Origin of the sequence: Streptomyces caniscabiei, from assembly GCF_014930365.1 — a bacterium.
Classification (GTDB): domain Bacteria; phylum Actinomycetota; class Actinomycetes; order Streptomycetales; family Streptomycetaceae; genus Streptomyces; species Streptomyces caniscabiei.
Genome location: NZ_JABXWI010000005.1, coordinates 510,311 through 535,921, shown reverse-complemented (window position 1 = coordinate 535,921; position 25,611 = coordinate 510,311). Strand labels below are relative to the sequence as shown.

Sequence of the window (25,611 nt, the reverse complement as noted above, 5' to 3'; positions counted from 1 at the left end):
CGGAGCGGCGCCGTACACAGTCGTCCTTGGGGATGACCGCATCCGTCCCCGAACAGTGCGGTAATGGATGCAGGGCCCGTACTGTGGGTTCTGTCGCAGACCTGTGAGCTGGAGTCCGTCAGAAGGGGGCGCGCGAAGCCCATGAGCGGTGTCATGAAGCGTATGGGGATGATCTTCCGCGCGAAGGCGAACAAGGCCCTTGACCGGGCCGAGGACCCGCGCGAAACCCTCGATTACTCGTATCAGAAGCAGCTGGAGCTGCTCCAGAAGGTGCGACGGGGTGTGGCCGATGTCGCCACCTCCCGCAAGCGCCTGGAGCTTCAGCTCAACCAGCTCCAGTCCCAGTCCTCGAAGCTGGAGGACCAGGGCCGCAAGGCGCTCGCGCTCGGCCGCGAGGACCTGGCCCGCGAGGCCCTCTCGCGCCGTGCCGCGCTCCAGCAGCAGGTGACGGACCTGGAGACGCAGCACTCCACCCTCCAGGGCGAGGAGGAGAAGCTCACCCTCGCCGCCCAGCGCCTGCAGGCCAAGGTCGACGCCTTCCGTACGAAGAAGGAGACGATCAAGGCCACGTACACCGCCGCCCAGGCCCAGACCCGGATCGGCGAGGCGTTCTCCGGCATCTCCGAGGAGATGGGCGACGTCGGTCTCGCCATACAGCGCGCCGAGGACAAGACGGCCCAGCTCCAGGCCCGGGCCGGCGCCATCGACGAACTGCTCGCCTCCGGCGCCCTCGACGACCCGTCCGGGATGCACAAGGACGACATCCAGGCCGAGCTGGACCGTCTCTCCGGCGGTACGGACGTCGAGCTGGAGCTCCAGCGCATGAAGGCGGAGCTGGCGGGCGGCCCGTCCGCGCAGCAGCAGGCCATCGAGGGCGGCACCGGCCAGTCGGCGCCGCAGCAGCAGTCCCAGCGCCAGGACACCCCGCGTTTCGACAAGTAGCCGAGCAGGCGTCTCTCGTCCCGAGGAGGGCGACATGATCGTACGGATCATGGGGGAGGGGCAGGTGAGGCTGGACGACGTCCACTTCGCCGAGCTGAACAAGCTGGACGACGTACTCCTGGCGGAAATGGAGGTCGGCGACGGCCCGGGCTTCCGCCACACCCTCCACGCCCTCCTGGACAAGGTCCGCGAACTGGGCACCCCCCTCCCCGACGACTCCCTGGAACCGTCCGAACTCATCCTCCCGTCGCCGGACGCGACGCTGGAGGAGGTCAAACAGATGCTGAGCGACGACGGCCTGATCCCGGGCTGACGAAATGGCCGTAGGCCTTTCAGGGGCGCGGGGAACTGCGCGATCAGCCCCCGCCGGACGGACGCCTGAGGGTCGAAGGGGCGCAGCCCCTGGTGGATGGGACGGGTAGGGGCGGCGGGGGCGACAAAAGCCCTGCCCACCCCCGAAGGCACCCCCACCACCGGTTCCGCCCCCACCAACCGCCCCGTACCGTAAACAGTCGTGAGCACCCTCCACCGGGCCAGGACCTGGCTGACCGCGCACCCCCTCGCGCTGGACGCCGCCCTCGCCCTCGGCGTCCTCGTCGCGATGGTCGCCGGCGCCTTCGTCGACCCCCACGCCGCCCACGGCGAGAAGTGGGGCGCCCGCACCCCCGACGCCCTCAGCATCGCCCTGATGGTGCCGGCCGCCGCCCTCCTCGTCGCCCGCCGCCGCGCCCCCATGGCCGTCCTGGCGGCGACCTGCGCCCTCACCGTCGCCGAACTGGTGACCGGTGACCCGCGCGCCCCCGTCGCGATGTCCGCCGTCATCGCCCTCTACACGGTCGCCTCCGCCACCGACCGCCCCACCACCTGGCGCGTCGGCCTGCTCACGATGACCGTGCTGACGGGCACGGCCATGCTCGCCGGACCGCTCCCCTGGTACGCCCAGGAGAACATCGGCATCTTCGCCTGGACCGGCATGGCCGCCACCGCCGGGGACGCGGTCCGCAGCCGCCGCGCCTTCGTGCACGCCATCAGGGAGCGCGCCGAACGCGCGGAGCGGACACACGAGGAGGAGGCCCGCCGCCGGGTCGCAGAGGAACGCCTGCGCATCGCCCGTGACCTGCACGATGTCGTCGCCCACCACATCGCCCTCGTCAATGTGCAGGCCGGGGTCGCCGCCCACGTCATGGACAAGCGGCCCGACCAGGCCAAGGAGGCACTCGCCCACGTCCGCGAGGCCAGCCGCTCCGCGCTCGGCGAACTGCGCGCCACGGTCGGTCTGCTGCGCCAGTCCGGCGACCCCGAGGCGCCCACCGAACCCGCCCCCGGCCTGGTCCGGCTCGACGAACTCGTGGGCACCTTCCACAGCGCGGGCCTCGCGGTCGAGGTGGTCCGCGCCGACGAGTGCGTGAGCCTCCCGGCCGCCGTCGACCTCGTCGCGTACCGCGTCATCCAGGAAGCCCTCACCAATGTGCACAAGCACGCCGGCGAGGCGGCCAAGGCCGAGGTCAGCGTCGTACGCGTCGGCCCGAACGTGGAGATCACCGTCCTCGACAACGGCACCGGAAAGACGGCGACGGACGACGAGGACCCCGATAACCCCGAGGGCGGCGGGCACGGGCTGCTCGGCATGCGCGAACGCGTCGCCGCGCTCGGCGGCACCCTCACCACCGGCCCCCGCTACGGCGGCGGCTTCCGGGTCCATGCGATCCTGCCGCTCACGACCCGAACGACCACCGCGGAAGCCGTACGACCGTGAGCCGCGCGGTCGGGGCGGCGGCCGTACGACCGTGACCAGCGCACCGGGGGACCCCGTATGACGATCCGTGTCCTGCTCGCCGACGACCAGGCGCTGCTGCGCAGCGCGTTCCGGGTGCTCGTCGACTCGGAGGCGGACATGGAGGTGGTCGGGGAGGCCTCCGACGGGGCGGAGGCGGTGCGGCTCGCGAAGGAGGAGCGGGCCGACGTCGTGCTGATGGACATCCGGATGCCCGGTACGGACGGCCTCGCCGCCACCCGCATGATCAGCGCCGATCCGACGCTCGCCCAGGTCCGTGTCGTCATCCTCACCACCTTCGAGGTCGACGACTACGTCGTGCAGTCGCTGCGCGCCGGGGCCTCCGGCTTCCTCGGGAAGGGCTCCGAGCCGGACGAACTGCTGAACGCGATCCGGGTGGCCGCCGGCGGCGACGCGCTGCTGTCGCCCACCGCTACCAAGGGCCTGATCGCCCGGTTCCTCGCCCAGCCGGACGACTCGGCCGACGGCGAGGGCGGAGCCGCCGCCCGCTCGGAGCGGCTCGCCACCCTGACCGGCCGCGAGCGCGAGGTGCTCGTCCAGGTCGCCGGCGGGCTCTCCAACGACGAGATCGCCGAGCGGCTGGAGGTGAGCCCGCTGACCGTGAAGACCCATGTCAACCGGGCCATGGCGAAGCTCGGCGCCCGGGACCGGGCCCAGCTGGTGGTCTTCGCGTACGAGTCGGGCCTGGTACGACCGAGGGTGGACTGACAGCCACCGGGGACTACTCCACTCGGAGTATGCGCGGCATAAGGAAATGGCCCTGGGGAGCGAGGGAACAGGGGCCCCTGATGGCCCAGGGTATGAGGTGAGCGCTCACATCCGCTTCACACGGGCGACATGGGGGATCCACGCCGACAGTGGCGGCCGCATGTGGCATGGGCGTTCGTCACCCGCTCACGCCACAGAAGAGAGACCCTGACCCATGTCCTGGCTGTCCCGGTTCAGCCTCGCACAACGGGCCCTCGTCGGTCTGATGTCGATCATCGCGCTCGTCTTCGGGGCGATCGCGATACCCCAGCTCAAGCAGCAGCTGCTGCCCACCATCGAACTGCCCATGGTGTCCGTGCTCGCCCCCTACCAGGGCGCGTCCCCGGACGTGGTCGAGAAGCAGGTCGTCGAGCCCATCGAGGACAGCCTCGAAGGCGTCGACGGCATCACGGGCGTCACCTCCACCGCCAGCGAGGGCAACGCCCTGATCATGGCGTCCTTCGACTACGGCCCCGGCACCGACCAGCTCGTCGCCGACGTCCAGCAGGCCGTCAACCGGGTCCGGGCGCAGCTGCCGGACGACGTGGACCCGCAGGTGATCGCGGGCTCGACGGACGACATGCCGACCGTCGTCCTCGCCGTCTCCTCCGGCCAGGACCAGCAGGCCCTCGCCGACCAGCTCGACCGGACCGTGGTGCCCACGCTGGAGGGCATCGACGGCGTCGGCCAGGTCACCGTCGACGGCGTACGGGACCTCCAGGTCACCGTCACCCCCGACGACGCCAAGCTGGCGAAGGCCGGCCTGACCACGATGGCCCTCTCGCAGGCGCTCCAGGCCGGCGGCGTCACCGTCCCCGCGGGCTCCTTCGACGAGGACGGCGCCAACCGCACCGTCCAGGTCGGCGGCGGCTACACCTCGCTGGAGCAGATCCGGAACCTGATGGTGCGCGGCGAGGGCGCCAAGAAGCCCGTACGTCTCGCCGATGTGGCGGAGGTCAAGGAGGAGCAGGCCAAGGCCGACTCCATCACCCGCACCAACGGCGAGCCGAGCCTCGCAGTCATGGTCACCATGGACCGCAACGGCAGCGCGGTCGCCATCTCCGAGGCGGTCGAGGACAAGCTGGGCGACATGCGCCGCGACCTGGGCTCCGGCGCCACCGTGACCGTGGTCAGCGACCAGGGCCCGGCGGTCTCCAAGTCCATCGACGGACTGACCACCGAGGGCGCCCTCGGTCTGGTCTTCGCGGTCCTGGTCATCCTGGTCTTCCTCGCGTCGATCCGCTCGACCCTCGTCACCGCGGTCTCCATCCCGCTGTCGGTGGTCCTGGCGCTGATCGTGCTGTGGACCCGGGACCTCTCCCTCAACATGCTCACCCTCGGCGCGCTGACCATCGCCATCGGCCGGGTCGTCGACGACTCGATCGTGGTGCTGGAGAACATCAAGCGGCACCTCGGCTACGGCGAGGAGCGCGAGGAGGCCATCCTCAAGGCGGTCCGCGAGGTCGCCGGCGCGGTCACCTCCTCCACCCTGACGACCGTCGCGGTCTTCCTCCCGATCGGCCTCACCGGCGGCATGGTCGGCGAGCTGTTCGGCAGCTTCTCGCTGACCGTGACGGCCGCCCTGCTGGCCTCCCTCGTGGTCTCGCTGACCGTGGTCCCGGTGCTGTCGTACTGGTTCCTGCGCGCCCCGAAGGGCACGCCCGAGGACGCCGACGAGGCGCGCCGCAAGGCCGAGGAGAAGGAAGCGAGGAGCCGTCTCCAGCGCTTCTACGTCCCCGTCCTGCGCTTCGCCACCCGCCGCCGGGTGACCAGCCTCGTCATCGCGGCCGTCGTCCTGGTCGGCACGTTCGGCATGGCCCCGCTGCTGAAGACGAACTTCTTCGACCCCGGCGACCAGGAAGTCCTCAGCCTCAAGCAGGAGTTGAAGCCTGGCACGAGCCTCGCGGCGACCGACGAGCAGACGAAGAAGGTCGAGAAGCTGCTCGCCGGCACGAAGGGCGTCAAGGACTACCAGGTCACCGTCGGTTCCTCCGGCTTCATGGCCGCGTTCGGCGGGGGCACCGACACCAACCAGGCCTCGTACAGCGTGATGCTGGACGACTCGGCCGACGCCGCCGGCGTCCAGGACACGATCGAGAAGGGCCTCGCCGGGCTCTCCGGGATCGGTACGACGACCGTCGCGGTCGGCGACGCCTTCGGCAGCCAGGACCTCAGCGTGGTCGTCAAGGCCGCCGACGGCGACGTCCTGCGCAAGGCCGCCGAGCAGGTCCGTGACGCGGTCTCGACGATGGACAACGTCTCGGACGTCACCAGCGACCTCGCGCAGAGCGTGCCCCGTATCTCGGTGCGGGCCACCGACAAGGCGGCCGCGGCCGGGTTCGACGACCAGACCCTCGGCGCCGCCGTCGCCCAGGCCGTCCGCGGCACGACCAGCGGCCGGGCCATCCTCGACGACACCGAGCGGGACATCGTCATCAGGTCGGCGAAGCCCGCCGAGACCATCGAGGAACTGCGGGAGCTGCCGCTGGGCCCGGTGAAGCTCGCCGACATCGCCGACGTCGAGCTGGTGGACGGCCCGGTCTCCATGACCCGGATCGACGGCCAGCGGGCCGCGACGATCACGGCGAAGCCCAAGGGCGACAACACCGGCGCGGTCAGCACCGACCTCACGGCCAAGCTGAACGCGCTGAAGCTGCCCGAGGGCGCCACCGCGTCCATCGGCGGTGTCTCCGAGGACCAGGACGAGGCCTTCGCCTCCCTCGGCCTCGCGATGCTCGCGGCCATCGCGATCGTCTTCATGCTGCTGGTGGCGACCTTCCGGTCCCTGGTCCAGCCGCTGATCCTGCTGGTCTCCATCCCGTTCGCCGCCACCGGCGCGATCGGCCTGCTGATCCTCACCGGCACGCCGATGGGTGTCCCCGCGATGATCGGCATGCTGATGCTGATCGGCATCGTGGTGACCAACGCGATCGTGCTGATCGACCTGATCAACCAGTACCGCCGCCAGGGCTACGGCACCGTCGAGGCGGTCATCGAGGGCGGTCGCCACCGCCTGCGTCCCATCCTGATGACGGCACTGGCGACGATCTTCGCGCTGCTGCCCATGGCGCTCGGCATCACCGGCGAGGGCGGCTTCATCGCCCAGCCGCTGGCCGTGGTCGTCATCGGCGGTCTGATCACGTCGACGCTGCTGACGCTCCTGCTGGTCCCGACCCTCTACACGATGATCGAGATCCGCAAGGAGCGCCGGGCTAAGAAGAAGGCCCTGAAGCGGGCGCGCAAGGAGTCCGGGCCGACGAAGCCGGAGTCCGGCTCGGAGGCCGAGAAGCCGGAGCCCGCCGGGGTCTGACACCCCGTGAGGTCCAGGGCGGCCGGGTCGCGGAACCATGGGGTCCGCGGCCCGGCCGCCGCGCGTCGCCTTACGTATCCTGTGCCTCTCACCGTTAGTCGGGCTGCTTGTCGGGGGGAGGGACCAGGGCGTGCCGCTGCGCAGTGACGACCCCAGATCGGTCGGCGGGTACAGGGTGGTCGACCGGCTCGGCACCGGCGGCATGGGCGTCGTCTACCGGGCACGCTCCCGCTCCGGGCGCGAGGTCGCCGTGAAGGTGGTGCACGCCCAGTACGCGCAGGACTCCGTCTTCCGCAGCCGGTTCCGCCAGGAGATCGAGGCTGTCCGCAAGGTCAGCGGCGCCTTCACCGCGGCGGTCGTGGACGCCGATCCGGAGGCGGATCGCCCCTGGATGGCGACCCAGTACGTGCCCGGCCGCTCGCTCGCCCAGCGGATCCGCGACCACGGTCCGCTCCGTGACACCGAACTGCGCCCGCTGGCCCTGGGGTTGGTGGAGGCGTTGCGGGAGATCCACCGGGCCGGTGTGGTGCACCGGGACCTGAAGCCGGCCAATGTGCTGATGGCGGACGACGGCCCCCGGGTCATCGACTTCGGCATCTCGCGCGCCGCGGAGAACCTCTCCCTGACCGAGACCGGCCAGATGATCGGCACCCCGCCGTTCATGTCCCCGGAACAGCTCACCGACGCCCGTACGGCGGGCCCCGCCTCGGACGTGTTCTCGCTGGGCACGCTGCTGGTGTTCGCCCTCACCGGGCGGGGCCCCTTCGACGCGGACAGCCCGTATCTGACGGCCTACCGGGTGATGAACGACGAACCCCTGCTGGACGGGGTGGACCCGCGGCTGGGCACCGTACTGGCGCGCTGTCTCGCGAAGGAAGCCGCCGACCGGCCCGGACTCGACGAACTGGCGCGGGAGTTCGAGGCCGTCCTGCCGGAGCCGGAGCCGGGTTACCTGCCGATGGTGACCCGGCGCGAGGACGCCGCTGCCGCCGCCACGGAGATCCACCTGGACACCGGCGCGGACCCGGCTCCGACCCCGCCTCCCACCCGCCGCCGCCGTCTCCGCCCCCTGCTGGCCGCGACCGGCACCGCCGGCGCGCTGGTCCTCGGGCTGACCGCCTACCTGCTGGGCCCCGGTCAGGCCCGCGGCGGCGACGCGGCGGCGCCCGTGCCGTCCCCGACCTCCCGCTGGACGCCCCCGCCCAGCGGCTGGAAGCCCTGGCAGACGACGCTGTTCGCGACGGCGGCGGCGGGCCCGCGCCGGGCGCTGCCCGCGGAGGACGGCAACAACGGCGGCGCCCCCTCCTGTCAGGTGCACGGGAAGGACGTCTACTGCGGGGGCTCGGGCGTCCTCCCGGTCCGCGTCGACGGCCGGACCGGCAGGACGGTCTGGCGCGCGGGCATCGCGCCGGCGACCACCGTGCGGGACCGGTACTACGCCGGGATCCTCGGTGTCCGGGACGGCACCGTCCTCGTGCAGCAGACCGTCTTCAGCGGTGAACCCGTGGTGGACCCGGTCGATCTGGTCGCCCTCGACGCGGACACCGGTGAGCGGCTGTGGACGCGCCGGGTGGGCAGCACGGACATCGAGCCGGCCGTGATCGGCGACCTCGTCGTCACCGCGGAACCCGACGGCCGGACGGTCACGGCCCGTTCGGCGCGCACGGGCGCCGAGCGCTGGTCCCTGCCGACGCCGGCCGGCCACCACTGCGTGTTCACCACGGCCGGAGCGGGCACGTACGCGCACTGCCGCCCCGTGACCCGGGACGCCAAGGCGGCGAACGCGGAGTCCCGGGTCCTCGTCGTGGACCGCGCCGACGGCTCGGCCAGAACCGTGAAGGTGCCGCTGGAGAGCGTCCTCCTGGGCGTGCGGCAGGGAGACCTGGTCCTGGCCGCGGAGGACACCGAGCGCACCGACGCGGGCCCCGGCAGCGACCTGGTGTACGACAGGACCCTGCTCGTGGACCTGGAGAACGGGACCCGCGTGGTGACGAAGACGGGCGAGAACGGGCGGGGCCGGGTGGCCCTGGCGGGCGGCGTGCTGGTGTTCACCCGGTCCGGCGGCCAGGTGACCGCCGTGTCACCGCACACGGGCGAACTGCTGTGGCGGACCAGGACCAGTCTGGAACGGCCGGGCGCGCCCGCGTACGACGCCGCGACGAGCACCCTCTACCTGGTCAGCGACACCGGCAGGGTCGCGGCGCTCGACAGGGTCAAGGGCACCCTGCTGTGGGAGACGCTGCCCCGGACCACGCCGACCTGGTCCATCCAGGGCACTCCCTGGGCGAGCCCCCAGGCGGGAGCGCTGGCGGTGGCCGTCGCCGACGGCACACTCTTCTCCCTCGACCCCGCCCACCCCGACCGGGAACCCGCCGAGTCGGGGTGAGCGCCTGCTCCGTCGGGACGGCCGGCCCCACGAGGGACTGCCGGGGGAGGGGCACGGCCACGAGAGGGCTACGGCAGCGCCAGCATCCGCTCCAGCGCCAGCTTGGCGAACGCCTCGGTCTCCTTGTCCACCTCGATGCGGTTGACGAGGGTGCCCTCCGCGAGGGACTCCAGGGTCCACACCAGGTGGGGCAGGTCGATGCGGTTCATCGTGGAGCAGAAGCAGACCGTGCGGTCGAGGAACACGATCTCCTTGCCCTCGGGCGCGAAACGGTTCGCCAGCCGCCGCACGAGGTTCAGCTCGGTGCCGATCGCCCACTTGGAACCGGCGGGCGCGGCCTCCAGGGCCTTGATGATGTACTCGGTCGACCCGACGTAGTCAGCCGCCGCCACGACCTCGTGCTTGCACTCGGGGTGGACCAGCACGTTGACGCCCGGGATCCGCTCCCGCACGTCGTTCACGGACTGCAGGCTGAAGCGGCCGTGCACCGAGCAGTGGCCCCGCCACAGGATCATCTTCGCCGCCCGCAGCTGTTCGACGGTCAGGCCGCCGTTCGGCTTGTGCGGGTTGTAGAGGACACAGTCGTCGAGCGACATGCCCATGTCCCGCACGGCGGTGTTGCGCCCGAGGTGCTGGTCCGGCAGGAACAGCACCTTCTCGCCCTGCTCGAAGGCCCAGTCCAGGGCCCGCTTCGCGTTCGAGGAGGTGCAGATCGTGCCGCCGTGCTTGCCCGTGAAGGCCTTGATGTCGGCGGAGGAGTTCATGTACGAGACGGGCACGACCTGCTCGGCTATGCCGGCCTCGGTCAGCGCGTCCCAGCACTCGGCGACCTGCTCGGCGGTGGCCATGTCGGCCATGGAGCACCCGGCGGCCAGGTCCGGCAGGACGACCTTCTGCTCGTCGCCGGTGAGGATGTCCGCCGACTCGGCCATGAAGTGCACACCGCAGAACACGATGTACTCGGCCTCGGGGCGGGCCGCGGCGTCGCGGGCCAGCTTGAAGGAGTCGCCCGTGACGTCCGCGAACTGGATGACCTCGTCGCGCTGGTAGTGGTGGCCGAGCACGAAGACCTTGTCCCCGAGCTTCTCCTTGGCCGCGCGGGCGCGCTCGACGAGGTCGGGGTCGGACGGGGAGGGCAGGTCACCCGGGCACTCGACACCGCGCTCGCTCCTCGGGTCGGCCTCGCGGCCGAGCAGCAGCAGGGCGAGGGGCGTCGGCTGTACGTCGAGCTCCTGGGTCTGGGCGGTGGTCACGACACGCACCCTTTCTGTTCTGCGGCTCGCCGCCCGGGGGAGGGTCGGCGGGACATCCGGGCTATCCTTTTCGTCGAATTGACGTTATCTATCATAACCGCTTCACGTCACGTTGACGATGCCCATAGCGTCTATGTGACATGAATCCCGGAGTGGGGTTGTCCACAGCGCTGAGCGGCTCGGTGCCCTCCGAGCCGGCCATGTGCGAGCATGAAGAGAGACGCGAACGAAAACCTCGCGGCCCGGAATGAATCCGGGGCCCCGGCGGTTGCAATCGTCGGCAAGCAGTCTCCGTACAACCCGGGAGAGATGTAGATGTCCGTATCGGACGAGACCGGCACCGTCACCGACGGCATCATCGTGACCGACGCCGCCGCGGCCAAGGTCAAGGCCCTGCTCGACCAGGAAGGCCGTGACGACCTGGCGCTGCGCGTCGCCGTTCAGCCCGGCGGCTGCTCCGGCCTGCGCTACCAGCTCTTCTTCGACGAGCGCTCGCTCGACGGTGACGTGAAGAAGGACTTCGACGGTGTGAAGGTCGTCACCGACCGCATGAGCGCCCCGTACCTGGGCGGCGCCACCATCGACTTCGTCGACACCATCGAGAAGCAGGGCTTCACGATCGACAACCCGAACGCGACGGGTTCCTGCGCCTGCGGCGACTCCTTCAGCTGAGCCCCGCCCGCGCGGCGCTCCGCGCGCCAGTGGTACGACGAAGGCGGCGACCCCCTCCGAGGGGGTCGCCGCCTTCGTCGTACCACCTGCCCTACCGGGGCTTCAGCTCCGCGATGCCGCCCTCCGGGATCGCCTTGCCGTCCGACCCGACCACCTTCCGGTCGTCCAGCGGCTCGTCCAGCGTCACCGTCCGCTCCACCACCTTGGCGATCATGATGCAGACCTTGCCCTCCCACGGGGTGTCGGTCACGGTCACCTTCACCTCGCCCGACTTCTCGCTCACCGAGGCCGAGTAGTCACTGCACACGCCGCCCCAGAAGGACACGGTCAGCTCGTCCCCGTCGACCGTGTAGCCCTGCACCTCCACCTCGTGCGAGGACGGACCGGTCGGCGGGGTGTCACCGGGCCCGCCGGGCCGCTCGGTCGGCTCTGAGCGGGGCTCGGGGGTCGCCAGGAAGGCCGGGTCGACCGCCGGATGCGTCACCGTGTAGCTGTCGCCGCCGCCCGTGGGCCGCACCTCGAACATCCACGACGGCACCAGCGCCGGGCGGCCGGCCACCGGATGCGAGGCGAGCCCGAACACCGCGTCCTCGACGGTGATCGTCTCCCGCTCGGGCGACCCGGTCATCCGCTCGCACGGCGTCTCGTCCGCCACGACCGTCCCGCTGTCCACGACCGTCCCGTTCTCCCCGGCCGTCCCGTTCTCCCCGGCCGTCCCGGCCGTGCCGTTCTCGCCTGCCAGCGGTACGGGACCGGTGCAGCCGCCGATGCCGCCGCGCTCGGTGCCGACACCCTGGCCCGAGCCGTTCATCAGCTCCAGCGCCCGTTCCGCGTCGACGACGGGGTACGTGTCGCTCTTCACCGGCGACTTCAGGTTGCCGCTGCCGCCGACCACCTGGCCGTCGGCGCCGACCTGGATGCCGGTCGACCAGCCGTACGTGGGCAGTCCGCCCACCTCGGGATCGGCGTTCACGACGCGTACGGCGCCCATGAGCTGACCGGCGTCGAGCTTGGCGTCGTCCTGGCCGACGGCCTTGAGGACGGGTGCCGCAGCCTTCCTGGCGACCGCCTCGCTCACCGGGTCCCCGCCCTCGGCGGTGCCCGAGGTGCAGACGTCGACCTTCTGGCAGTTGTCGGTGCCGGGCGTGTACCGGTTGAACGTCCAGCTTCCGGGCGCCTGCTTGTTCACCCGCAGCACCGGACCCGAACCGTCGCCGGTCGCCCCGACCTGCCAGGTCTCGCCCTCAGCGGTCGGCGCGCCCTCGATGCCGAGCGCCTTCGCCAGCCGGGCGACCTCCGTGGCCGTGACGTCGCCCCGGACCGTGTGGACCGCGGCGGAGCCGGGGCCGTCGGGCAGCTCGCCGTCCGCGCGGTAGGTCACCCCGTGGGGGTCGGGTTCACCGGGCGCGATGCCGTTCGAACCACCGCCGATGTACCCGTCGAGCGCGAGCGGCGGGGGAGTGCCGTCACCGCCGGGCGAGCCGGAACCGCCGCCGGCCCCGGCGGCCCCGCCGGACCCACCGGACGAGGTCGAGGCGAGGAGCGCCCCGCCACCCCCGACCACCAGCACGGCGGCGGCCACGGACGCGACGACCACCCGGGAGCGCCGCCGGCCGGGCCGCGCGGCACCCTCACCGGCGACGACCTCGGCACCACCGCCGTGGTCGCCGTCGTGGTCACCGCCGTCGCCGCCGACGGCTTCACCACGGTCGCCCCCGTCACTCGCCCCGGTCGCAGCCGCAGCCTCGGTCGCAGGCGGGGCCGTCGGCGCAGTCGCAGCCTCGGAGTCAGCCGTTCCCTCAGCCTCATCGACCCCGTCGACGCCGTCGGCCGCATCGGCCCCGTCCGTCTCGGTGACGTCAGCCCCGGCAGCCCCGAGCTCCTCGGCGGCCTCGGGCTCGGGGCCCTCGTCCGGGTTCTCGGGGTTGTCGGGTCGCTCGGGGTTCACCGCATCGCTCCTTCGGCAGGTCGTACGCCGCCTCCCCTATACGGGGGACAGCGATGGGACGCGGCGGAGGAGCCGACGGTTCCCTCAGTCGCCGTACTCCGGCATCGCGTCCACCAGCCGCGCGGACGTCGCCGGCACGGTCACCCCGTGAATGAGCGAAGGAGACACCGGAGCCGTAATGACCTTCGCGGGGGCCGCCCAGTGCGGAACCATGCGGGCGCAGTCGCCACGCAGCGCCGCGAGGCCGCCGTCCGGGTCGAACGGGACGGTGCCGTGGATCTTGGGGTTCGTCATAACGGCACCGTACGCACCGGAAACCCCACGAAGAAAGACCTACTATCAGGTAGTTTCGCCTGCTTCAGTGCGCGCGGGCGACCCGGTAGCGTGAACTGTCAATCCCCCTCCCTTCGCAGGAGTGTGTCCTCGCCGTGCGTATCGCAGTCTCCGGCTCCATCGCCACCGACCATCTGATGACCTTCCCGGGCCGCTTCGCCGACCAACTCGTCGCGGACCAGCTGCACACGGTCTCCCTCTCCTTCCTCGTCGACCAGCTCGACGTACGCCGAGGCGGTGTCGGCGCCAACATCGCGTTCGGCATGGGGCAGCTCGGCACGCGGCCGATCCTGGTGGGCGCCGCCGGTGCCGACTTCGACGAGTACCGCGCGTGGCTCGACCGGCACGGGGTGGACACCGCCTCCGTGCGCATCTCCGAGACGCTGCACACGGCCCGCTTCGTCTGCACCACGGACGCCGACCACAACCAGATCGGCTCCTTCTACACCGGCGCGATGAGCGAGGCCCGCCTCATCGAGCTGAAGACGGTCGCCGACCGGGTCGGCGGCCTCGACCTCGTCCTCATCGGCGCGGACGACCCGGAGGCGATGCTCCGCCACACCGAGGAGTGCCGCTCCCGGAACATCCCGTTCGCGGCGGACTTCTCCCAGCAGATCGCCCGCATGGACGGCGACGAGATCCGGATACTGCTGGACGGCGCCACGTACCTCTTCTCCAACGAGTACGAGAAGGGCCTCATCGAGTCCAAGACCGGCTGGTCGGACGAGGAGATCCTCGCGAAGGTGGGCCACCGGGTGACCACGCTCGGCTCGCGCGGCGTCCGCGTCGAGCGGGCCGGCGAGGACCCCATCGAGGTCGGCTGCCCCGAGGAGGAGCGCAAGGCCGAGCCCACGGGCGTCGGCGACGCGCTCCGCGCGGGCTTCCTCTCCGGGCTGGCGTGGGGTGTCTCGCTGGAGCGGGCGGCGCAGGTCGGCTGCATGCTCGCCACCCTCGTGATCGAGACGGTGGGGACGCAGGAGTACCAGCTGCGGCGGGCGCACTTCATGGACCGGTTCGAGAAGGCGTACGGCGGCGAGGCGGCGGCGGAAGTGAAGAAGCACCTCGGCGGTTGACGGGCCGCGACCACTCGTCTGCCGGGTTCGGTGCGTTGTCGGACGCGGGTTCGATGTGGCTGGTCGCGCAGTTCCCCGCGCACCTGGAAAGCCAGGGGCGCGGGGCCCCCGTCAGCTCACCCGGCGCACCACATACGCCGAACCCCGCTCCGCCGGCTCTTCCCCCACATACTCCTGGCCGCGCATCTCGCACCACGCCGGGATGTCCAGGCGGGCCGCCTCGTCGTCGGAGAGGACGCGGACGGTGCCGCCGACCGGGACGTCCCCGATCACCTTGGCCAGCTCGATGACGGGGATCGGGCACCGCCTGCCGAGCGCGTCCACGACGAGGGCGTCCTCCCGTACCGCCGACACGGTGGTGCCCACCGGCGCCCCCAGCTTCTCCCGGACCGCCGCGACCGCCCCCGGCAGCACGGACAGGAACCGCTCGACGTCCTCGGCCGCCGCTCCCGCCGGCAGCGACACCCGGACGTTCCCCTCGCTCAGCACCCCCATGGCCCGGAGCACATGGCTCGGCGTCAGCGTGCTGCTCGTGCAGGAGGACCCGGAGGAGACGGAGAAGCCCTCGCGGTCCAGCTCGTGCAGCAATGTCTCCCCGTCGACATAGAGACAGGAGAAGGTGACCACTCCGGGCAGCCGGCGCTCCGGGTCGCCCACCACCTCCACGTCCGGCACCAGCGCCGGCACCCGCGCCCGGATCCGCTCGGTCAACTCCCGCAGCCGTACGGCCTCCTCGGCGGCCTCCGCCCGTACGGCCCGCAGCGAGGCGGCGGCCGCCACGATCGCCGGGATGTTCTCGAAGCCGGCGGCCCGCCCCGACTCCCGCTCGTCCGTGGGCCCTTGCGCGGCGAACCGCACTCCCTTGCGGACCACGAGCAGTCCGACGCCGGACGGCCCGCCCCATTTGTGGGCGCTGGCGGTCAACACCGACCAGTCCCCGTTCACCCGCCCCCAGCCGAGCGACTGCGCCGCGTCCACCAGCAGCGGCACCCCGGCCTCCCGGCAGACGGCCGCCACCTCGGCCACCGGCTGCTCGGTCCCCACCTCGTGGTTGGCTGACTGGAGACAGGCGAGCGCGGTGTCGGGGCGCAGGGCCTCGGCGTAGCCGGACGGCGCGACCGACCCGGTGCGGTCCACCCCCACCTGGGTGACCGTCCCGCCCGCGGTCTCGTGCACCTCCGCCGCGTGCAGTACCGAAGAGTGTTCGACGGACGACACGATCAGGTGGCGCCCCACCCGCCGCCGGCCGGCCAGCACCCCCGCGACCCCGGCGTGCACGGCCCGTGTCCCCGACGAGGTGAAGACCAACTCGTCCACCCGGCACCCGACCGCCTCGGCGGCGGCCTCCCGGGCCGCGTCCAGCAGCAGCCGCGCCCGCCGCCCCTCCCGGTACAACCGCGCGGGATCGGCCCACCCTTCGTCCAGCGAAGCCGTCAGCGCCTGCCGCGCGACGGGATGAAGGGGAGCGGAGGAAGCGGAGTCGAAGTAGGCCACAGGGCAACGCTAAAGCCTCGGGCCGACAACAAAGGGGCGCGGGGAACTGCGCGAACGGCCACAACGTGCGCGCACCCGCCAAATCACCCGAACCCCCGAGCTATTAGGCGCCCGGCGTGACCCCCGGCGAGTTGGGCCCCCCTCCCCGCGCGACCCCAAAACGCGTCCAGTAGGGTTTGGTCCGCATAAACATCCAAACCCCTGCCCGTCGCAGGGCGGCGACCGACCAGCGAGAAGGCCGCAGCCATACCGCGCGGGCGAGACTCTCGGGAAGGCGCTACGTGAGTCCCAACGGCTCCGACCGCTCGCCGCGGCGCCCGATGCGGCGGAAGCTGCTGCAGGCAATGACCGCAGGCCTGGTCCTGGCGACCGCCACCGGTTGCACATGGGAGGACTTCCCCCGCCTGGGTATGCCCACCCCGACCACGGAAGAGGCTCCGCGGATCCTCTCCCTGTGGCAGGGGTCGTGGGCGGCCGCGCTCGCCACGGGCGTGCTGGTGTGGGGCCTGATCCTGTGGAGTGCTTTCTTCCACCGGCGCAGCCGCACCAAGGTCGAAGTTCCCCCACAGACCCGGTACAACATGCCCATCGAGGCGCTGTACACGGTCGTCCCGCTGATCATCGTCTCGGTGCTCTTCTACTTCACCGCCCGCGACGAGTCGAAGCTGCTCGACACGTCGAAGAAGCCCGACCTCACGGTCAACGTGGTCGGCTTCCAGTGGAGCTGGTGCTTCAACTACATCGAGAACGTCGACGGCTCCACGGGTGACGCGAAGACCGACGAGAACCTGGCCGCGATTCCGACCAAGTGGAAGAAGCAGTTCCCGGACAACGCGGGCGGCGTGTACACCTGCGGCACCCCCGGTGACAAGAACCCGCAGACCGGCAACCCCGGCCCGACCCTCTGGCTGCCGGAAGGCAAGACGGTCCGCTTCGTCCTCACCTCGCGTGACGTCATCCACTCCTTCTGGGTGGTGCCGTTCCTGATGAAGCAGGACGTCATCCCGGGCCACACCAACGTGTTCCAGGTGACGCCCAACCAGGAGGGCACCTTCCTCGGCAAGTGCGCCGAGCTGTGCGGCGTCGACCACTCCCGGATGCTCTTCAACGTGAAGGTCGTCTCCCAGGAGCGGTACGAGCAGCACCTCAAGGAGCTGGCCGAGAAGGGCCAGACGGGGTACGTCCCGGCGGGCATCGAGCAGACGCAGCACGAGAAGGACCGGGAGGTGAACCAGCTGTGAGCATCATCAACGAACCTCAGGGTGCTGCCGCCGCGGAGGGCTCGTACGAAGACGAGCTGCCGGTACGGCGCAAGCAGCCCGGCAACGTCGTGGTGAAGTGGCTGACGACCACCGACCACAAGACGATCGGCACGCTCTACCTGGTCACGTCGTTCGCGTTCTTCTGCATCGGCGGCGTCATGGCGCTCCTCATGCGCGCCGAGCTCGCCCGCCCGGGTACGCAGATCATGTCGAACGAGCAGTTCAACCAGGCGTTCACGATGCACGGCACGATCATGCTGCTGATGTTCGCGACGCCGCTGTTCGCCGGCTTCACGAACTGGATCATGCCGCTGCAGATCGGCGCGCCCGACGTGGCGTTCCCGCGGCTGAACATGTTCGCGTACTGGCTGTACCTCTTCGGCTCGCTCATCGCGGTCGGTGGCTTCCTCACCCCGCAGGGCGCGGCCGACTTCGGCTGGTTCGCCTACAGCCCGCTGTCGGACGCGGTCCGCAGCCCGGGCATCGGCGCCGACATGTGGATCATGGGTCTGGCCTTCTCCGGCTTCGGCACCATCCTCGGCGCGGTCAACTTCATCACCACGATCATCTGCATGCGCGCGCCCGGCATGACCATGTTCCGCATGCCGATCTTCGTGTGGAACGTGCTGCTGACCGCCGTCCTGGTCCTGCTCGCCTTCCCGGTCCTCGCGGCCGCGCTGTTCGCCCTGGAGGCGGACCGCAAGTTCGGTGCGCACGTCTTCGACGCCGCCAACGGCGGCGCCCTGCTCTGGCAACACCTCTTCTGGTTCTTCGGCCATCCAGAGGTGTACATCATCGCGCTGCCGTTCTTCGGCATCATCTCCGAGGTCATCCCGGTCTTCTCCCGCAAGCCGATGTTCGGCTACATGGGCCTGATCGGCGCGACCATCGCGATCGCCGGCCTCTCGGTGACGGTGTGGGCGCACCACATGTACGTCACCGGCGGTGTGCTCCTACCGTTCTTCTCCTTCATGACGTTCCTCATCGCCGTACCGACCGGTGTGAAGTTCTTCAACTGGATCGGCACGATGTGGAAGGGCTCGCTGTCCTTCGAGACACCGATGCTCTGGGCCACCGGCTTCCTGATCACCTTCACCTTCGGTGGTCTGACCGGTGTCATCCTGGCCTCGCCGCCGATGGACTTCCACGTCTCCGACTCGTACTTCGTGGTGGCGCACTTCCACTACGTCGTCTTCGGCACCGTGGTGTTCGCGATGTTCTCCGGCTTCCACTTCTGGTGGCCGAAGATGACGGGCAAGATGCTCGACGAGCGCCTGGGCAAGATCACCTTCTGGACGCTGTTCATCGGCTTCCACGGCACGTTCCTCGTCCAGCACTGGCTGGGCGCGGAGGGCATGCCGCGTCGTTACGCCGACTATCTGGCGGCCGACGGTTTCACCGCGCTGAACACGATCTCCACGATCGCCTCGTTCGTCCTCGGTCTGTCGATCCTGCCGTTCCTCTACAACGTGTGGAAGACGGCCAAGTACGGCAAGAAGGTCGAGGTCGACGACCCGTGGGGCTACGGTCGTTCGCTGGAGTGGGCGACCTCCTGCCCGCCGCCGCGGCACAACTTCCTCACCCTGCCGCGGATCCGCAGTGAATCCCCGGCGTTCGACCTGCACCACCCGGAGATCGCCGCGCTCGAGCAGCTCGCGCACGGCGGCCCGGCGGCAGGCGAGCTCGCCGCCAGCGGCAAGGAGGCCGGCAAGTGAAGGTCCAAGGCAAGATGTTCATCTGGCTGGCAGTCTTCGTGCTGGCCATGGCGATCGTCTACGGCGTGTGGTCGAAGGAGCCCGCCGGTACCACGGCGCTCTTCCTGGCCTTCGGCCTGTGCATCATGGTCGGCTACTACCTGGCCTTCACGGCCCGGCGGGTCGACGTGGGCGCGCAGGACAACAAGGAGGCCGACGTCGCGGACGACGCCGGTGAGCTGGGCTTCTTCAGCCCGCACAGCTGGCAGCCCCTCGCCCTCGGCGTGGGCGGCGCGCTCGCCTTCATGGGCGTCGTCTTCGGCTGGTGGCTGCTCTACTTCTCCGCCCCGATCATCATGATCGGCCTGTGGGGCTGGGTCTTCGAGTACTACCGCGGCGAGAACCAGAACCAGTAGCACGCGCCTAGCACGCACCGCGCGCACGGAAGCCCGGACACTCCGACAGGAGGTCCGGGCTTCCCCCTTTCGGCGCGGCGTACGTAGCCCACACGGGTCACCCGGCGCGCCGCGCCCGGCGGGCGTTTCTACGTTGAACCCATGAGCACTCCAGAACTTTGCAAGGGCGCCAAAGCCGGTGTCGAGAGCCCGACCGTGCTCGACCCTTCGGGCCTCCGCGCGCTCAGCCTCTCGACACCGGCGCGCCCGCACCGTAACCGCATAGTCGTCGGCTGCACCCTGCTGGTGGTCTCCCTGGGAGCGGGCGTCGCCGCCTGCGGGTCCGGCGGCCACCCCCTCTCGGGCACCCCCTACGACGCGGCCGACCACGTCTCCTTCAACACCCCCACCGGCGACGGCGAGAAGGCCGACCCGGACAAGCCGCTGGAAGTCACCGCGGAGGACGACGGACGCATCACCGACGTCACCGCCGTGGACGCCGCAGGACGCTATGTGGCGGGCGAACTCTCCGCCGACGGGGGTCGCTGGCACTCCACCTCACCGCTCGCCGCCAACGCCCGCTACACGGTCCACGTGAGCACCGAGGACGAGGACGGCGCCCCCGGCCGCGAGACCGTCGCCTTCGACACCGGCCGCCCCCTCACGAAGAAGCGGCTGAACGTCACCTTCGGCCCGAAGGAGGGCAGGTACGGCGTCGGCCAGCCCGTCACCGCCGAGCTCAGCCGGCCGGTCAAGGACAAGGCCGCTCGCGCCGTCGTCGAACGGGCGCTCAAGGTGGACTCCACCCCCGCCGCGGAGGGCGCCTGGCACTGGGTGGACGACAAGAAGCTGCACTACCGGCCCAAGGAGTACTGGCCCGCCGAGGCCACCATCCGGGTGCACAGCAACCTGGAGGGCCTCAAGATAGGCGACCGGCTCTGGGGCGGGAAGGCCGAGCCCATCGAGCTGACGACCGGCGCCAAGATAGTCGCCGTCACGGACGCCGCCGCGCACCGGATGACCGTCTACAAGAACGACGAGGTCATCAAGCAGATACCGGTGACCACCGGCATGCCCGGCTACGACACCCGCAACGGGGTCAAAGTGGTGCTGGCCAAGGAAGGCACCGTTCGCATGACCAGCGCCAGCATAGGCGCGTCGGACTTCTACGACCTGACCGTGCACCACTCCGTCAGGGTCACCAACAGCGGCGAGTACGTCCACGCCGCCCCCTGGTCCACCGGCTCCCAGGGTTACGCCAACGTCAGCCACGGCTGCACCGGCATGAGCATGGGCAACGCCCAGTGGTTCTACGACACCATCAACGAGGGCGACATCGTCGAGGTCGTCAACTCGGCCGGTGACACCATGGCCCCCTTCGGCAACGGCTACGGCGACTGGAACCTCGACTGGAAGAACTGGCGCGAGGGCAGCGCCCTGGTGGGCGGCACCAAGGAGGTCCCCGGGCCCCAGGTGCAGGCGCGCCTGAGGCCGGAGTCCGTCTAGGCGTTCAGCGCCCGCCTGCTGCGGAGCAGGGCGGCCAGGGCCGCCGCGAACTCCACCGGCTCCACCGGCAGGGTCACCGCCGCGTCCGCCCGGCTCCACGTGGCGAGCCACGCGTCCTGCGGCCGCCCGATCAGCACCAGCGCGGGCGGGCACTCGAAGATCTCGTCCTTGATCTGCCGGCACACCCCCATGCCCCCCATGGGCACGGCCTCGCCGTCGAGGACGCAGACGTCGATCCCGCCCTTGTCCAGCTCCTTGACGACGGCGGCGGGGGTCGCGCACTCGATGAACTCCACGGTCGGCACGTCCGGAGCGGGGCGGCGCCCGGTCGCGAGCCGCACCTGCTCCCGGGTGTTGGAGTCGTCGCTGTAGACCAGCACCGTGGCGGTCGGCTGCATTGTTCCTCCGTGACGTCAGCGTCTTAAGGACAGGCCCGATGCGCGGATGCTACTCCCTCGAAGACCACGTCAGCACCGGTACGGAAGGCAGCAACACTCCGAACGGCACCCCCCGGAGTGAGGGCGGGATAAGCGACCGACATAATGTCGGTCGTGGCGACAGCAACGACAGTAGAAACCGGGCACGCGCACCCGTCGGTCAACCGGCCGAACCTCACCAGCGTCGGAACCATCATCTGGTTGAGTTCCGAGCTGATGTTCTTCGCGGCCCTCTTCGCGATGTACTTCACCCTGCGATCGGTGACCGGTCCGGAGTTCTGGTCGGAGAAGGCCGACACCCTGAACTTCCCGTTCTCGGCGACGAACACCACGATCCTGGTGCTCTCCTCCCTCACCTGCCAGCTCGGCGTGTTCGCCGCCGAGCGCGGGGACGTGAAGAAGCTCCGGATGTGGTTCATCGTCACGTTCGTGATGGGTGCGATCTTCATCGGCGGTCAGGTCTTCGAATACACCGAGCTGGTCAAGCACGAGGGCCTGTCGCTCTCGTCCGACCCCTACGGCTCGGTCTTCTACCTGACCACCGGCTTCCACGGCCTGCACGTGACGGGCGGTCTCATCGCCTTCCTGCTGGTCCTCGGACGCACCTACGCGGCCAAGAGGTTCACCCACGAGCAGGCGACCGCGGCCATCGTCGTGTCCTACTACTGGCACTTCGTCGATGTCGTCTGGATCGGCCTCTTCGCCACGATCTACATGATCAAGTAGATCGGCGGCCGAGCCGGGCGGACCGATGCGCCCGACTCGCCCGAGAACGACCCTTCCAGAAGCACCGACGCAGAAGATCCTGACACCGGGGTAATCCGTGAAAAAGCTCTCCGCACGACGACGCCATCCGCTGGCGGCGCTCGTCGTCCTAACCATCGCGCTGGCGGCCTGCGCGGGGCTGTACACCGCCTTCGCGCCCGCGGACAAGGCGGTGGCCGAAGAAACCGCGCAGACCCTCACCATCGAGGAGGGCAAGAAGCTCTACGCCGTCGGCTGCGCGAGTTGCCACGGCACCGGCGGTCAGGGCACCTCCGACGGTCCCAGCCTGGTGGGTGTGGGCGCGGCGGCGGTCGACTTCCAGGTCGGCACCGGCCGTATGCCGGCCCAGCAGCCGGGCGCGCAGATCCCGAAGAAGCCGGTCGTCTACTCGCAGGCCGAGATCGACCAGCTCGCGGCGTACATCTCCTCCCTGGGCGCCGGCCCGGAGATCCCGACCGAGAACGAGTACAACCCCGAGGGCGCGGACATCGCCGAGGGCGGCGAACTCTTCCGGACCAACTGCGCTCAGTGCCACAACTTCACCGGCAAGGGTGGTGCGCTGTCCGAGGGCAAGTACGCGCCGTCCCTTGAGGGTGTCGACCCGAAGCACATCTACGAGGCCATGCAGACGGGCCCGCAGAACATGCCGTCCTTCCCCGACACCACGCTGTCGGAGGAGAACAAGAAGGACATCATCGCGTACCTCGACGCGGTCAACAGCGACGACACCGTTGAGCCCGGTGGCCTCAGCCTCGGCGGGCTCGGCCCGGTCAGCGAAGGCCTCTTCGGCTGGGTGTTCGGGCTCGGCGCGCTGATCGCCGTCGCCGTCTGGGTCGCCGCTCGGACCGCAAAGGCCAAGAAGTCATGAGTAGCCAAGAGATTCCAGAAGAGAACCTGCCCACCGAGCAGGACGCGCACGGCGCGGTGAAGGTCGCGGACGAGGAGAACCCCTTCGCGGACCCCGGCCTGCCGCCCCACCAGCACCGGGTCCAGGACATCGACGAGCGGGCCGCCAAGCGGTCCGAGCGCACGGTCGCCCTGCTGTTCACGGTGTCGATGCTGGCCACCGTCGCCTTCATCGCCTCGTACCTGGTGATCGACGTCGACAAGTCGATCTACGTCTGGCCGATCGGTCACATCAGCGCGCTGAACTTCGCGCTGGGCATGACGCTGGGCCTGTCGCTGTTCTGCATCGGCGCCGGCGCGGTCCACTGGGCCCGCACGCTGATGTCGGACGAGGAGATCGCCGACGAGCGTCACCCGATCGAGGCCGCGCCCGAGGTCAAGGCCAAGGTCCTGGCCGACTTCAAGCAGGGTGCCAAGGAGTCCGCGCTCGGTCGCCGCAAGCTGATCCGCAACACGATGTTCGGCGCGCTGACCCTGTTCCCGCTCTCCGGTGTGTTCCTGCTCGGCGGCCTCGGCCCCGCGCCCGGCACCAAGCTGCGGCACACCACCTGGGCCAAGGGCAAGAAGCTCGTCAACATGAACACCAACGAGCCGCTGCGCCCGTCGGACGTCGCGGTGGGGTCGCTGACCTTCGCCATGCCGGACGGCCTGAGCGAGCACGACCACGACTTCCAGAAGAACATCGCCAAGGACGCCCTGATGATCGTCCGGATCCAGCCGGACGACATCAAGGACAAGCGCGAGCTGGAGTGGTCCCACGAGGGCATCGTGGCGTTCTCGAAGATCTGCACCCACGTCGGTTGCCCGATCTCCCTGTACGAGCAGCAGACGCACCACGTGCTCTGCCCCTGCCACCAGTCCACCTTCGACCTCGCCGACGGCGGCCGGGTCATCTTCGGCCCCGCGGGTCACGCCCTTCCGCAGCTGAGGATCACCGTCGGTGAAGACGGCTACCTCGAAGCGGTCAGCGACTTCGAAGAGCCCGTCGGTCCTGCCTTCTGGGAGCGCGGATGAGCACTACGACCACCACCGGTTCGCGCGACAAGCGCGAGAAGGCACCGGCCGGCGAGCGCGTCGCCGACTGGGCCGACGGCCGGCTCGGGATCTACTCCCTGGCCAAGGCCAACATGCGCAAGATCTTCCCCGACCACTGGTCGTTCATGTTGGGCGAGATCTGCCTGTACAGCTTCATCATCATCATCCTCACGGGTGTGTACCTGACGCTGTTCTTCCACCCGTCGATGAACGAGGTGGAGTACCACGGCAGCTACGTCCCGCTGCAGGGCCAGCTGATGTCCGAGGCGTTCAACTCGACCATGCACATCTCCTTCGAGGTGCGCGGTGGTCTGCTGATCCGGCAGATCCACCACTGGGCCGCGTTGGTCTTCCTCGCCGGCATGTTCGTGCACATGATGCGCGTGTTCTTCACGGGCGCGTTCCGCAAGCCGCGTGAGGTCAACTGGCTGTTCGGCTTCCTGCTGTTCGTCCTCGGCATGTTCACCGGCTTCACCGGTTACTCGCTCCCGGACGACCTGCTCTCCGGCACCGGTGTCCGCTTCATGGAGGGCGCGGTCCTGTCCGTGCCGATCGTCGGCACGTACCTGTCGTTCTTCCTCTTCGGCGGGGAGTTCCCGGGCGGCGACTTCGTGGCCCGGTTCTACTCGGTCCACATCCTGCTGCTGCCGGGCATCATGCTCGGCCTCGTGGTGGCCCACCTGATCCTGGTCTTCTACCACAAGCACACGCAGTACGCGGGCCCCGGCAAGACGAACAACAACGTCGTCGGCATGCCGCTGCTCCCTGTGTACATGGCGAAGGCCGGCGGCTTCTTCTTCCTGGTCTTCGGCGTCATCGCGGTCATCTCGGCGATCGCCACGATCAACCCGATCTGGACCATGGGCCCCTACCGGCCCGACCAGGTCTCCACCGGAGCCCAGCCCGACTGGTACATGGGCTTCTCCGAGGGTCTGATCCGTGTCATGCCGGGCTGGGAGATCAACTTCTGGGGTCACACGCTCGTCCTGGGCGTCTTCATCCCGCTGGTGATCTTCCCGCTGGTCCTGGTCGCGATCGCGGTCTATCCGTTCATCGAGTCCTGGGTCACCGGCGACAAGCGCGAGCACCACATCCTGGACCGCCCGCGCAACGCCCCGACCCGTACGGCATTCGGTGTCGCGTGGATCACCTGGTACATGGTCCTGCTGATCGGTGGTGGAAACGACCTCTGGGCGACCCACTTCCACCTGTCGATCAACTCGATCACCTGGTTCGTCCGGATCGCGTTCTTCGTGGCCCCGGTCATCGCGTTCGTCGTCACCAAGCGCATCTGCCTCGGCCTCCAGCGCCGGGACAAGGACAAGATCCTGCACGGTCGCGAGACCGGCATCATCAAGCGCCTGCCGCACGGTGAGTTCATCGAGGTCCACGAGCCGCTCAGCCAGGAGCAGCTGCACACGCTCACGGCGCACGAGCAGTACGAGCCGGCCGAGATCGGCCCCGCGGTCGACGAGAACGGTGTCGCCCGCAAGGTCTCGCGTCTGGAGAAGGCCCGCGTCAAGCTGAGCAAGGGCTACTACGGCGAGGACAGCCAGATCGCCAAGCCCACCGTCGAGGAGTACAAGGAGATCACGAGCGGCCACGGCCACCACTGATCGCTTCGCTTCGCCACACCACGGTCGAAGGGCCTCCGTCCG

21 protein-coding genes are annotated in these 25,611 nt (G+C 70.0%); 16 read left to right on the top strand and 5 right to left on the bottom strand.

All coding sequences use genetic code 11. From position 1 onward, the window contains the following. Nucleotides 1-141 precede the first annotated feature (141 nt). The 6 genes from HW837_RS17420 (at nucleotide 142) to HW837_RS17395 (ending at nucleotide 9,180) form a co-directional block, all read left to right on the top strand. Nucleotides 142-942 (top strand): PspA/IM30 family protein, encoded by an 801-nt coding sequence (locus HW837_RS17420; protein WP_060884980.1) that lies wholly within the window; start codon nucleotides 142-144, stop codon nucleotides 940-942. Nucleotides 943-976: 34 nt separating this feature from the next. Next, a complete protein-coding gene (gene pspAA / locus HW837_RS17415; RefSeq protein ID WP_045555382.1) occupies nucleotides 977-1,255 on the top strand; it encodes a PspA-associated protein PspAA in 279 nt (92 codons plus the stop codon). Between the two features lie 201 nt (nucleotides 1,256-1,456). After that, nucleotides 1,457-2,698: a sensor histidine kinase gene (locus HW837_RS17410; protein ID WP_193380767.1), complete on the top strand. Its 1,242-nt coding sequence runs from the start codon at nucleotides 1,457-1,459 to the stop codon at nucleotides 2,696-2,698. Nucleotides 2,699-2,755: 57 nt separating this feature from the next. Then, nucleotides 2,756-3,445 carry a response regulator gene (locus tag HW837_RS17405; protein ID WP_045555380.1) on the top strand — a complete coding sequence of 230 codons (690 nt, stop codon included), beginning with the start codon at nucleotides 2,756-2,758 and terminating at the stop codon, nucleotides 3,443-3,445. A gap of 214 nt (nucleotides 3,446-3,659) precedes the next feature. After that, complete coding sequence (locus tag HW837_RS17400) at nucleotides 3,660-6,794, top strand: efflux RND transporter permease subunit (RefSeq protein ID WP_193380768.1); 3,135 nt, start codon at nucleotides 3,660-3,662, stop codon at nucleotides 6,792-6,794. Between the two features lie 130 nt (nucleotides 6,795-6,924). Next, entirely contained in the window at nucleotides 6,925-9,180 is a 2,256-nt protein-coding gene (locus tag HW837_RS17395) for a protein kinase domain-containing protein (protein ID WP_193380769.1), read from the top strand. 68 nt (nucleotides 9,181-9,248) lie between these two features. Here the strand turns inward: HW837_RS17395 and nadA are convergent, their stop codons facing one another. Continuing rightward, complete coding sequence (gene nadA / locus HW837_RS17390; protein ID WP_045555804.1) at nucleotides 9,249-10,433, bottom strand: quinolinate synthase NadA; 1,185 nt, start codon at nucleotides 10,431-10,433, stop codon at nucleotides 9,249-9,251. A gap of 315 nt (nucleotides 10,434-10,748) precedes the next feature. Between nadA and HW837_RS17385 the strand changes: the two genes are divergently transcribed. Next, complete coding sequence (locus HW837_RS17385; RefSeq protein ID WP_033528189.1) at nucleotides 10,749-11,105, top strand: HesB/IscA family protein; 357 nt, start codon at nucleotides 10,749-10,751, stop codon at nucleotides 11,103-11,105. A gap of 91 nt (nucleotides 11,106-11,196) precedes the next feature. Here the strand turns inward: HW837_RS17385 and HW837_RS17380 are convergent, their stop codons facing one another. Next, a complete protein-coding gene (locus HW837_RS17380) occupies nucleotides 11,197-13,053 on the bottom strand; it encodes a hypothetical protein (RefSeq protein ID WP_193380770.1) in 1,857 nt (618 codons plus the stop codon). A gap of 84 nt (nucleotides 13,054-13,137) precedes the next feature. Further along, nucleotides 13,138-13,347, bottom strand: coding sequence for a hypothetical protein (locus HW837_RS17375; RefSeq protein WP_033528187.1), 210 nt, complete (start codon nucleotides 13,345-13,347; stop codon nucleotides 13,138-13,140). A 134-nt stretch (nucleotides 13,348-13,481) separates the two neighbouring features. Between HW837_RS17375 and HW837_RS17370 the strand changes: the two genes are divergently transcribed. Continuing rightward, nucleotides 13,482-14,459 (top strand): carbohydrate kinase family protein, encoded by a 978-nt coding sequence (locus tag HW837_RS17370; protein ID WP_045555376.1) that lies wholly within the window; start codon nucleotides 13,482-13,484, stop codon nucleotides 14,457-14,459. A 111-nt stretch (nucleotides 14,460-14,570) separates the two neighbouring features. On the opposite strand, the gene HW837_RS17365 is transcribed toward HW837_RS17370, so the two are convergent. Continuing rightward, complete coding sequence (locus HW837_RS17365) at nucleotides 14,571-15,953, bottom strand: cysteine desulfurase/sulfurtransferase TusA family protein (protein ID WP_045555375.1); 1,383 nt, start codon at nucleotides 15,951-15,953, stop codon at nucleotides 14,571-14,573. A 281-nt stretch (nucleotides 15,954-16,234) separates the two neighbouring features. Here HW837_RS17365 and ctaC point away from each other — a divergent pair, with 281 nt between their 5' ends. From ctaC to HW837_RS17345, 4 genes are all read left to right on the top strand, one after another. Next, entirely contained in the window at nucleotides 16,235-17,194 is a 960-nt protein-coding gene (gene ctaC / locus HW837_RS17360; RefSeq protein ID WP_045555374.1) for an aa3-type cytochrome oxidase subunit II, read from the top strand. After that, entirely contained in the window at nucleotides 17,191-18,930 is a 1,740-nt protein-coding gene (gene ctaD, locus HW837_RS17355; RefSeq protein WP_045555373.1) for an aa3-type cytochrome oxidase subunit I, read from the top strand. The genes ctaC and ctaD overlap by 4 nt, the downstream gene beginning before the upstream one ends. Further along, complete coding sequence (locus tag HW837_RS17350) at nucleotides 18,927-19,325, top strand: cytochrome c oxidase subunit 4 (protein ID WP_045555372.1); 399 nt, start codon at nucleotides 18,927-18,929, stop codon at nucleotides 19,323-19,325. Before ctaD ends, HW837_RS17350 begins: the two co-directional genes overlap by 4 nt. 141 nt (nucleotides 19,326-19,466) lie before the next feature. Further along, nucleotides 19,467-20,810 (top strand): L,D-transpeptidase, encoded by a 1,344-nt coding sequence (locus HW837_RS17345; protein ID WP_234442401.1) that lies wholly within the window; start codon nucleotides 19,467-19,469, stop codon nucleotides 20,808-20,810. Here HW837_RS17345 and HW837_RS17340 read toward each other — a convergent pair. Further along, nucleotides 20,807-21,208: a response regulator gene (locus HW837_RS17340; RefSeq protein ID WP_093788235.1), complete on the bottom strand. Its 402-nt coding sequence runs from the start codon at nucleotides 21,206-21,208 to the stop codon at nucleotides 20,807-20,809. The two genes, HW837_RS17345 and HW837_RS17340, sit on opposite strands and share 4 nt — an antisense overlap. Before the next feature lie 144 nt (nucleotides 21,209-21,352). On the opposite strand from HW837_RS17340, the gene ctaE reads away from it, so the two are divergent. The 4 genes from ctaE to qcrB all read left to right on the top strand — a co-directional run bounded on the left by ctaE (nucleotide 21,353) and on the right by qcrB (nucleotide 25,569). After that, the gene (gene ctaE / locus HW837_RS17335) at nucleotides 21,353-21,973 is read left to right on the top strand and encodes an aa3-type cytochrome oxidase subunit III (RefSeq protein WP_033528179.1); all 621 of its coding nucleotides are present in this window, start codon (nucleotides 21,353-21,355) and stop codon (nucleotides 21,971-21,973) included. A 97-nt stretch (nucleotides 21,974-22,070) separates the two neighbouring features. After that, a complete protein-coding gene (qcrC, locus tag HW837_RS17330; RefSeq protein WP_060884990.1) occupies nucleotides 22,071-22,880 on the top strand; it encodes a cytochrome bc1 complex diheme cytochrome c subunit in 810 nt (269 codons plus the stop codon). Then, nucleotides 22,877-23,932 carry a cytochrome bc1 complex Rieske iron-sulfur subunit gene (qcrA, locus tag HW837_RS17325; protein WP_045555368.1) on the top strand — a complete coding sequence of 352 codons (1,056 nt, stop codon included), beginning with the start codon at nucleotides 22,877-22,879 and terminating at the stop codon, nucleotides 23,930-23,932. The genes qcrC and qcrA overlap by 4 nt, the downstream gene beginning before the upstream one ends. Next, nucleotides 23,929-25,569, top strand: a complete 1,641-nt coding sequence (gene qcrB / locus HW837_RS17320) for a cytochrome bc1 complex cytochrome b subunit (protein ID WP_045555367.1) — start codon at nucleotides 23,929-23,931, stop codon at nucleotides 25,567-25,569. The genes qcrA and qcrB overlap by 4 nt, the downstream gene beginning before the upstream one ends. Nucleotides 25,570-25,611: the final 42 nt, after the last annotated feature.